At 70.7% G+C, this 5,381-nt stretch carries 7 protein-coding genes and 1 pseudogene; 4 read left to right on the top strand and 4 right to left on the bottom strand.

The window, feature by feature from the left end:
• The 4 genes and pseudogenes from D180_RS20405 to surE all read right to left on the bottom strand — a co-directional run.
• Nucleotides 1-201 (bottom strand): annotated as a pseudogene (locus tag D180_RS20405) (hypothetical protein); the annotation flags it as partial.
• On the bottom strand, nt 198-812 hold the full coding sequence (locus tag D180_RS20400; RefSeq protein ID WP_017914225.1) for a YqaA family protein: 615 nt from the start codon (nt 810-812) through the stop codon (nt 198-200). The pseudogene D180_RS20405 and the gene D180_RS20400, both read right to left, overlap by 4 nt.
• A gap of 19 nt (nt 813-831) precedes the next feature.
• A complete protein-coding gene (locus tag D180_RS20395; RefSeq protein ID WP_017914224.1) occupies nt 832-1,509 on the bottom strand; it encodes a protein-L-isoaspartate(D-aspartate) O-methyltransferase in 678 nt (225 codons plus the stop codon).
• Nucleotides 1,506-2,285, bottom strand: a complete 780-nt coding sequence (gene surE / locus D180_RS20390) for a 5'/3'-nucleotidase SurE (RefSeq protein ID WP_043091456.1) — start codon at nt 2,283-2,285, stop codon at nt 1,506-1,508. The genes D180_RS20395 and surE overlap by 4 nt, the downstream gene beginning before the upstream one ends.
• A gap of 204 nt (nt 2,286-2,489) precedes the next feature.
• Here surE and D180_RS20385 point away from each other — a divergent pair, with 204 nt between their 5' ends.
• The 4 genes from D180_RS20385 to D180_RS20370 all read left to right on the top strand — a co-directional run.
• Nucleotides 2,490-3,023 (top strand): Smr/MutS family protein, encoded by a 534-nt coding sequence (locus D180_RS20385; RefSeq protein WP_017911056.1) that lies wholly within the window; start codon nt 2,490-2,492, stop codon nt 3,021-3,023.
• A 323-nt stretch (nt 3,024-3,346) separates the two neighbouring features.
• Nucleotides 3,347-4,414: a DUF535 family protein gene (locus tag D180_RS20380; RefSeq protein ID WP_017914222.1), complete on the top strand. Its 1,068-nt coding sequence runs from the start codon at nt 3,347-3,349 to the stop codon at nt 4,412-4,414.
• A gap of 48 nt (nt 4,415-4,462) precedes the next feature.
• A complete protein-coding gene (locus D180_RS20375) occupies nt 4,463-5,011 on the top strand; it encodes an RNA polymerase sigma factor (protein WP_017911058.1) in 549 nt (182 codons plus the stop codon).
• On the top strand, nt 5,011-5,381 hold a 371-nt coding region (locus D180_RS20370; RefSeq protein ID WP_017914221.1), incomplete at its 3' end, for a DUF4880 domain-containing protein. The genes D180_RS20375 and D180_RS20370, both read left to right, overlap by 1 nt.

The following is a 5,381-nucleotide window of genomic DNA, read 5'->3' as shown; positions in this document are numbered from 1 at the left end:
CGTGTCGCCGCGCCGAACGGTGGCGCTGACCCCGGGCTTGGGCACGGACACGCGAGGCGCCGAGGCGGCAGCGGTGCCGCGCACCGGCGCGCCGCCCGGCGTGCGCACCACCGTGGCGCTGCTGCAGGCGCCGAGCGCCACCGCCACCAGCACCCCCAGGCCGCAACGCAGGCCGTTCCGCACCACCCGATCCACGCTCATCCGACCTTCGCTCTCCATATGACCCACACCACCAGCAGCGCCAGGATCGCCGAGGCGACCCAGCCGAGCGGCTCGATCCAGCGGCGCAACGCGGCTTCCGCACGCGGCCCGCCGAGACGGATCGCTCCGGCCACCAGGTAGACGCGCTTGCCGCGCCCCACCAGCATGCTCGCCAGGAACGGTAGCAGCGGCACCCCGACGATGCCTGAGGCCCAGGTGAATATCTTCAGCGGGATCGGGGTGAAGCCGGCCAGCACCAGCAGCCAGAACGCACGCCACGGCGACTCGGCGATGACCTCGCGCAAGTGGTTCACCTGCGCGTCGATCTTCTGCGTCCAACCGAGCCATTCGATCAGCGGCTGCACCGCGGCGAAGGCGAAATGGCCGAGCAGATAGCCGATCACCGCGCCAGTCAGGGAGCCGAGCAGGCTCAACGTGGCGAACCACAGCGCGCGCCGCGGCTGTGCCAGCGACATCGGCGCCAGCATCACTTCCGGCGGCACCGGGAACACGATGGCCTCGGCGAAACTGAGACCGGTCAGCAGGGCCGGCGCGCGGCGATGCCGCGACCAGGCGATGGCGCGTTCGTACAACGGCCCGAAAATCTTCATCCAGTGCGGCTCCGGGAAGTCAATCCAGCATGCCCGACAGCAACGGGACGAAGGTCACCGGCGCCAGGACGTCTTGTTCGATCTGGCCGTCGGCCGCGCGGCGCAGGCGGATCAGCGATTGCGCGGACGGGCCGCCGACCGGCGCCACCAGGCAGCCGCCCGGGGCCAGCTGTTCGATCAGCGCATCGACCAGCGCCGGCGCCGCCGCCGTGACCACGATCGCGTCGAACGGGCCATGCTCGGGCCAGCCGATGCGGCCGTCGTCGTGCTTGCTGCGCACGTTCATGCCGAGCTGGCGGAAACGCTTGCGCGCCTGCCGCAGCAGATCGCCGATGCGCTCGACGGTATGCACCTCCAGGCCCAGCGCGGCCAGGATCGCCGCCTGGTAGCCGGAGCCGGTACCGACTTCCAGCACCCTCTTCGGCGCCGCTTCCAGCACCGTCTCGGTCATGCGTGCCACCACCCACGGTTGCGAGATGGTCTGGCCGTGGCCGATCGGCAGCGCGGTGTCCTCGTAGGCGCGCGAGGCCAGCGCCTCGTCGATGAACAGATGCCGCGGCACGGTGCGCACCGCGTTGAGCACGCTCTCGTCGCGGATGCCGGCCTCTCGCAGGCGCTCGACCAGGCGGTCGCGCACGCGCTGCGAGGTCATGCCGATGCCGATCGCTTCCGGCTGCAGGCGCAACCGCGGGGTCATGCCGGGCGGCCCAGCGCGGCGGTCAGGCCGCCGACCCAGCTGGCGACCTTTTCCAATGCCTGATAGCGGGTCAGATCGACCTGGATCGGGGTGATCGAGATGAAGCCGGTGCGTACCGCGTGGAAGTCGGTACCGGGACCGGCGTCCTGCTCGCGCCCGGCCGGGCCGATCCAGTACACGGTGCCACCGCGCGGGTCGGTCTGCGGCAGGCACGGTTCGGAGCGGTGGCGGTTGCCGAGCCGGGTGACCTCGAAGCCCTTGATCTCCTGCCACGGCAGGTCGGGCACGTTGACGTTGAGGATGGTGTCGGCCGGCAGCGGATCGGCCTTGAGCTGGGCCACGATCTCCACCGCGGCGCGTGCGGCGGTCTGGAAATGCCTGGGATCGTGGTTGTGGCTGACCAGCGACACCGCCACCGCGGGCAGGCCGAGGAAGCGGCCTTCCATCGCCGCCGAGACGGTGCCGGAATAGATCACGTCGTCGCCGAGATTGGCGGAATTGTTGATGCCGGAGACCACGATGTCCGGGTCGAACTCCAGCATGCCGGTGAGCGCCAGATGCACGCAGTCGGTGGGCGTGCCGGCGACGCTGCAGGTGTAGTGGTCGATGCGCTTGAGCCGGATCGGCAGATCCAGGGTCAGCGAATTGCTGGCGCCGGACCGGTCGCGGTCGGGTGCGACCACCGTCACCTCGTGGCCGGCGCCGCGCAACTGCTCGGCCAGCATGCGGATGCCGGGGGCGTCGACGCCGTCGTCGTTGCTCACTAATACGCGCATGGTGCTCCTCGAAAACCGGGGGCATGATACCGGATGCGCCCTGCCAGGTCGCTGACAGCGCGACGACGACCGCGGTGACGGCCATCGCGCCGCGCACTGGAGCGGCGTGGCGCCGTGCGACCGCAGCGCAGTGGTCCACACGCCAGACGCTGCCGGCAACGCCGCGCTCACCTCAAACCGCGCCGCACGCTCTAAGCTGTGCGCATGGCGCATTCCGACGACGAAGATCCCGCCGCGCTGTTCCGCGCGGCCATCGGCAAGGTGGCCCCGCTCAACGCGACGCCGCCGGCCAATGCCAAGCCGCGCCCCAAGCCGCGCGCGCGCATGGCCGAACGCGACGACGCCGAGGCGCAGGGCGAGTTCCAGCAATTGCTGCGCCAGAGCACGCCACTGGAAGCCGGCGACGTGGCCAGCTACCGCCGCGAGCATCTGCCGGCGCGGGTGTTCCAGCGCCTGCGCAAGGGGCAGTTCTCGGCCCAGGACGAACTGGACCTGCACGGTGCCACCGCGGCGCAGGCCGAGACGCTGCTGCGCCAGTTCCTGGCCGAGGCGCACGCGCACGAGTTCGGCTGCGTGCGGATCGTGCACGGCAAGGGCCTGCAGTCGGGCGGCGTGCCGCTGCTGAAGAACCTGGTGGACCGCCTGCTGCGCCAGCGCAACGACGTGCTGGCCTTCCATTCGGCGCCGACCGCGCAAGGCGGCACCGGCGCGATGCTGGTGCTGCTGGCGCGGCGCTGAGCGGCGCCGCAGCCGCGGGCACCGCGGCTCGCGGGCCCCATCGGGAACCTGTGCATGGCCGAGGTGGAGGGCGCCGGATCGTGGCGCCGCCGCATCCGGCATCGCCCACTGATCTGTCATTCGCGTGCAAGAGCGGCTTCACCGCGACCGGCGTGAACGGGAACGCCCGTCGCGGCTATCGCGCGCGCCCGCTGCCTGCATGACGCAGATCCGGCCAGGCCGGGACGCCGCGGACGCGGCCGAGCACCGCGCGTGCGGACCCATTTCAATTTTCGCCCCTTGAAACGTCTTGTCAGAGAGCACCGTCCCTCTGCGAGCCGAACGTGACCGAAGCGACCACCGAATTCTTCCTGCAACCCACTGATCTGGTGGACGTTTCCGCGAGCGCCGCAGCGTTCGAGTCGGCGCCGACCCGCCTGGCCCGGCCTGCGCTGCCGCCCCGGCCGAGCGCCGATGCCGCACCGTCACGGTGGTGGCCTCTGTTCCTGGGCTCGTTCCAGGGGCGCACGGACTGGCACGGCAACCGCCTGCAGCGCGGGATCAAGGCGGCCAAGTACCTGCTGCGTTCGCTGCGCTTGCCTGCCGCGCATCTTCGTTTCCTCGACGAACTGTGCCGCGACCCGCGGATGCGCGGCTACGCCGAGCGCGATCCGCGCCTGCTCGAGCGCCACCTGCATCGTTTCGTGAACACCCGCTGGAGTAGCAAGGCGCGGCTGCGTCACCTCCGGCAGCACTATCGCCTGATGCTCGAGCGCCTGCCGGCCGCGTTGTTCGACGCCATCTACCGGCAAGGCCAGGCGGACCTGGGGACGCTGCCGCTGCACGATGGCAGCCTGCTCACGCTGTCGCTGCTGCCGCCGGCGCCGATGAGCTGCGAAGGCGAGCTCTGGTTGCAGCTCAGCGACGCGGCGGGACGCGAACTGTATCGCCTGGTGCTGACCGTGACCGGCGACGACGCCCATCCGACGGTACTGATCGGTTGCCTGCAGGGCCCAAAGGGTGCCGACGCCCGCGACGTGGTGCGCGCGCTGACCAAGCAGATGCACGGGCTGCGGCCCAAGCAACTGATGCTGTCCCTGGCATGCACCTTCGCCGAGCGCCTCGGCGCGCACGCGATCCGCGCCGTCTGCAATGGCGCGCATCCGCTGCAGCGCAAGCGAGACGTGTTCCTGTCCGACTACGACGCGTTCTGGATCGAGCAGGGCGGTACGCCCATCGTCGATGGCTGGTTCGCGCTGCCGCTGACCCCGGCACGCAAGACCGCAGCCGATGTACCCAGCCAGCACCGCGCGGCGTTTCGCCGCCGCGAGGCATTGCGGACGCATGCGGAAGGCTTGCTGGCCGCGGCGCTGCCGGCCGCTTGCGGTGCTGCGTCGCGTGGCGGCCAGTGAGCCTGGCTATACTGCCGCGGCCGCTTCCCTCCAGGAGCATCAGCAGTCGTGAGCCGGGCCGAGCACACCGAGGGCGCGCCGTCGCCGGAGCAGGCGCCTGCGCACCAGGTCGACGCGCTGTTCAAGGAACATCACCGCGCCCTGCTCGCGTTCCTGCACTGCAAGCTCGGCTCGATGGCGGACGCGCAGGACGTGGCGCAGGAGGCGTACATGCGCATCGTGACGCTTGAGCGTCCCGACGCGCTGGCATCGCCGCGCGCCTACCTGTTCCATGTCGCCTCGAACCTGGCGGTGGACCGACTGCGCATGCGCAAGGTCCGCGAAAACGCCGCAGTGGAGCTGCCTGAACACGATCTGCCGCTCCCGCCGGTTCCGGAGCGGCACGCCACGGCCAGCGAGCAGCTGCGCGCGTTGACCCGGGCGTTGAAGGAACTTCCCGCAAAGACCAGCCGCGCCTTCGTGCTGCACGTGATCGAAGGCAAGGACTTCGGCATGATCGCCAAGGCGATGAACGTGAGCGAACGAATGGTCCGCTACCATGTGGCCAACGCGCTCGCGCATTGCCGCAAACGCTTCGACGAAGCGGAGATCCCGTAATGGACAGCGGCATCGACCAACACATCCTCGACGACGCCGCGCGCTGGTGGGCCCTGCTGCGCGAACCCGACAGCAACGAGGACACCGTGGCGCGCTGGCTGGACTGGACGGAGGCCGACCCGCGGCACCTGCAGGCGTTCGAACGCATCAATGCGCTCGGCGGCGACCTGGCGACGCTCGATGCGACAGCGCGGGACGAGGTGGTGCGCAGGTTCGCGCCGCCACGTTCGCGCTGGCGGCCGCTGCAGGTCGCGGCCTGCGTGGGCGTGCTGGCGCTCGGCGGCGCCCTGGCCTGGCGGCAGCTGCATCCGCCGCCACTCACCCAGGTCTACAGCAGCGCGACCAGCCGCCACCAGGACATCGTGCTGGC

It is taken from the genome of Xanthomonas sp. SHU 166 (genome assembly GCF_000364685.1).
Lineage (GTDB): Bacteria > Pseudomonadota > Gammaproteobacteria > Xanthomonadales > Xanthomonadaceae > Xanthomonas_A > Xanthomonas_A sontii.
Note: the sequence above shows the minus strand (reverse complement) of the source record. Positions and strands in the feature narration are given on the sequence as shown.

Bases quoted from the DNA above. Each gene is read 5' to 3' on its own strand.
- D180_RS20395 (WP_017914224.1), bottom strand. From the start codon at position 1,509: ATGACCCCGCGGTTGCGCCTGCAGCCGGAAGCGATCGGCATCGGCATG.
- D180_RS20385 (WP_017911056.1), top strand. From the start codon at position 2,490: ATGGCGCATTCCGACGACGAAGATCCCGCCGCGCTGTTCCGCGCGGCC.
- surE (WP_043091456.1), bottom strand. From the start codon at position 2,285: ATGCGCGTATTAGTGAGCAACGACGACGGCGTCGACGCCCCCGGCATC.
- D180_RS20400 (WP_017914225.1), bottom strand. From the start codon at position 812: ATGAAGATTTTCGGGCCGTTGTACGAACGCGCCATCGCCTGGTCGCGG.